This window comes from Bacillus sp. JUb11, from assembly GCF_024807925.1.
In the GTDB taxonomy this organism is placed as follows: Bacteria; Bacillota; Bacilli; order Bacillales; family Bacillaceae; genus Bacillus; species Bacillus altitudinis.
Genome location: NZ_JANUEZ010000019.1, coordinates 1 through 3071, shown reverse-complemented (window position 1 = coordinate 3071; position 3071 = coordinate 1). Strand labels below are relative to the sequence as shown.

The window sequence follows — 3071 nt, the reverse complement described above, 5'->3', positions numbered from 1 at the left end:
TGTTCTTTGAAAACTAGATAACAATAAGTAATACATTCACATTGAATGCAATGCAAAGTTCATCACACATAGTGATTCTTTCTAAAGTAAGAAATGGTTAAGTTAGAAAGGGCGCACGGTGGATGCCTTGGCACTAGGAGCCGATGAAGGACGGGACGAACACCGATATGCTTCGGGGAGCTGTAAGCAAGCTTTGATCCGGAGATTTCCGAATGGGGAAACCCACTGCTCGTAATGGAGTAGTATCCATACTTGAATACATAGAGTATGAGAAGGCATACCCGGGGAACTGAAACATCTAAGTACCCGGAGGAAGAGAAAGCAAATGCGATTCCCTGAGTAGCGGCGAGCGAAACGGGAACAGCCCAAACCAAGAGGCTTGCCTCTTGGGGTTGTAGGACACTCTATACGGAGTTACAAAGGAACGATATAAGCGAAGAGGTCTGGAAAGGCCCGCCAAAGAAGGTAACAGCCCTGTAACTGAAATGTTGTTCTCTCCAGAGTGGATCCTGAGTACGGCGGAACACGTGAAATTCCGTCGGAATCCGGGAGGACCATCTCCCAAGGCTAAATACTCCCTAGTGACCGATAGTGAACCAGTACCGTGAGGGAAAGGTGAAAAGCACCCCGGAAGGGGAGTGAAATAGATCCTGAAACCGTGTGCCTACAAGTAGTCAGAGCCCGTTAACGGGTGATGGCGTGCCTTTTGTAGAATGAACCGGCGAGTTACGATCCCGTGCAAGGTTAAGCAGAAGATGCGGAGCCGCAGCGAAAGCGAGTCTGAATAGGGCGCATGAGTACGTGGTCGTAGACCCGAAACCAGGTGATCTACCCATGTCCAGGGTGAAGTTCAGGTAACACTGAATGGAGGCCCGAACCCACGCACGTTGAAAAGTGCGGGGATGAGGTGTGGGTAGGGGTGAAATGCCAATCGAACCTGGAGATAGCTGGTTCTCTCCGAAATAGCTTTAGGGCTAGCCTCAAGGTAAGAGTCTCGGAGGTAGAGCACTGATTGGACTAGGGGCCCCTACCGGGTTACCGAATTCAGTCAAACTCCGAATGCCGATGACTTATCCTTGGGAGTCAGACTGCGAGTGATAAGATCCGTAGTCGAAAGGGAAACAGCCCAGACCGCCAGCTAAGGTCCCAAAGTATACGTTAAGTGGAAAAGGATGTGGAGTTGCTTAGACAACCAGGATGTTGGCTTAGAAGCAGCCACCATTTAAAGAGTGCGTAATAGCTCACTGGTCGAGTGACTCTGCGCCGAAAATGTACCGGGGCTAAACGTATCACCGAAGCTGCGGACTGTTCTTACGAACAGTGGTAGGAGAGCGTTCTAAGTGCAGTGAAGTCAGACCGGAAGGACTGGTGGAGCGCTTAGAAGTGAGAATGCCGGTATGAGTAGCGAAAGACGGGTGAGAATCCCGTCCACCGAATGCCTAAGGTTTCCTGAGGAAGGCTCGTCCGCTCAGGGTTAGTCGGGACCTAAGCCGAGGCCGAAAGGCGTAGGCGATGGACAACAGGTTGATATTCCTGTACCACCTCCTCACCATTTGAGCAATGGGGGGACGCAGGAGGATAGGGTAAGCGCGGTATTGGATATCCGCGTCCAAGCAGTTAGGCTGGGAAATAGGCAAATCCGTTTCCCGTGAAGGCTGAGCTGTGATGGCGAGCGAAATTTAGTAGCGAAGTTCCTGATTCCACACTGCCAAGAAAAGCCTCTAGCGAGGTGAGAGGTGCCCGTACCGCAAACCGACACAGGTAGGCGAGGAGAGAATCCTAAGGTGATCGAGAGAACTCTCGTTAAGGAACTCGGCAAAATGACCCCGTAACTTCGGGAGAAGGGGTGCTTCTTAGGGTGTTAAAGCCCCGAGAAGCCGCAGTGAATAGGCCCAGGCGACTGTTTAGCAAAAACACAGGTCTCTGCGAAGCCGTAAGGCGAAGTATAGGGGCTGACGCCTGCCCGGTGCTGGAAGGTTAAGAGGAGCGCTTAGCGTAAGCGAAGGTGCGAATTGAAGCCCCAGTAAACGGCGGCCGTAACTATAACGGTCCTAAGGTAGCGAAATTCCTTGTCGGGTAAGTTCCGACCCGCACGAAAGGCGCAACGATCTGGGCACTGTCTCAACGAGAGACTCGGTGAAATTATAGTACCTGTGAAGATGCAGGTTACCCGCGACAGGACGGAAAGACCCCGTGGAGCTTTACTGCAGCCTGATATTGAATGTTGGTACAGCTTGTACAGGATAGGTAGGAGCCTTGGAAACCGGAGCGCTAGCTTCGGTGGAGGCATCGGTGGGATACTACCCTGGCTGTATTGACCTTCTAACCCGCTGCCCTTATCGGGCAGGGAGACAGTGTCAGGTGGGCAGTTTGACTGGGGCGGTCGCCTCCTAAAATGTAACGGAGGCGCCCAAAGGTTCCCTCAGAATGGTTGGAAATCATTCGCAGAGTGTAAAGGCACAAGGGAGCTTGACTGCGAGACCTACAAGTCGAGCAGGGACGAAAGTCGGGCTTAGTGATCCGGTGGTTCCGCATGGAAGGGCCATCGCTCAACGGATAAAAGCTACCCCGGGGATAACAGGCTTATCTCCCCCAAGAGTCCACATCGACGGGGAGGTTTGGCACCTCGATGTCGGCTCATCGCATCCTGGGGCTGTAGTCGGTCCCAAGGGTTGGGCTGTTCGCCCATTAAAGCGGTACGCGAGCTGGGTTCAGAACGTCGTGAGACAGTTCGGTCCCTATCCGTCGCGGGCGCAGGAAATTTGAGAGGAGCTGTCCTTAGTACGAGAGGACCGGGATGGACGCACCGCTGGTGTACCAGTTGTTCTGCCAAGGGCATCGCTGGGTAGCTATGTGCGGACGGGATAAGTGCTGAAAGCATCTAAGCATGAAGCCCCCCTCAAGATGAGATTTCCCATTCCGCAAGGAAGTAAGATCCCTGAAAGATGATCAGGTTGATAGGTCTGAGGTGGAAGCGTGGTGACACGTGGAGCTGACAGATACTAATAGATCGAGGACTTAACCTATATTCTAATGTGAAAAATGAACATTGTTATCTAGTTTTGAGAGAA

General features: G+C 52.3%; 1 rRNA gene. It reads left to right on the top strand.

The annotated features are described in order from the left end of the window. The first annotated feature begins 95 nt into the window (after positions 1–95). A 23S ribosomal RNA gene (locus tag M2369_RS19300) occupies positions 96–3026 on the top strand. Positions 3027–3071 lie beyond the last annotated feature (45 nt).